Source organism: Romboutsia sp. 13368, assembly GCF_018336475.1.
Taxonomy (GTDB): Bacteria; Bacillota; Clostridia; order Peptostreptococcales; family Peptostreptococcaceae; genus Romboutsia.
The window spans coordinates 1,342,026-1,342,776 of sequence record NZ_CP048741.1; the positions used below are offsets into that span (position 1 = coordinate 1,342,026).

General features: G+C 32.4%; 1 protein-coding gene. It reads right to left on the reverse strand.

The features are described from left to right. Window positions 1–543 (reverse strand): NADH peroxidase (locus G3997_RS05465; protein ID WP_296649425.1); only part of this gene is annotated, 543 nt, incomplete at its 3' end. Between the last annotated feature and the right edge of the window lie 208 nt (window positions 544–751).

Below are 751 nucleotides of genomic sequence, written 5' to 3' on the forward strand. Positions count from 1 at the left end.
ATTATTAAAGTGTCTGTCTAGTAAGCCTAAGAAAGCTTTACCATGTCTAGCTTCATCTTTACACATTTCATGAACTGTATCATGTATAGCATCAAGTCCTAATTCTTTAGCTTTTTTAGCTATTTTTAATTTACCTTCAGTTGCTCCGTACTCAGCTTCAACTCTCATTTCTAAGTTTCTCTTAGTATCTGCTACTACAACTTCTCCTAATAATTCAGCAAATTTAGCTGCATGTTCTGCTTCTTCAAATGCTATTCTTTGATAAGCTTCTGCTACTTCTGGATATCCTTCTCTATCTGCTTGTCTACTCATTGCTAAGTACATTCCTACTTCTGTACATTCTCCAACAAAGTTAGCTCTTAATCCTTCAAGTATTTCTTCATCTATACCTTGAGCTGCTCCTATTCTGTGTTCATCAGCCCACTTTAGGTCTCCTTGCATTTCTTCAAATTTATCAGCTCCAACTTTACATACTGGACATACTTCTGGAGCTCTTTCTCCTTCATGTATATATCCACATACTGTACAAACAAACTTTTTCATATTATTATTCCTCCTATATTTTTNATTCCCTATGTAATGTCCTTCTATTTCCCCTATTATTGTTATGCATTGTATTTCTTTTTTAGTTTGTTGTGGCATATTTGGTACGCCCATTTTTTTTATATCTTGAATATCGTCATTTTCTTTATCATCATTTTCAGATTCACTTTTTAATTCTATTTTATTTTTATCGTCTTTTTTAGAAAAT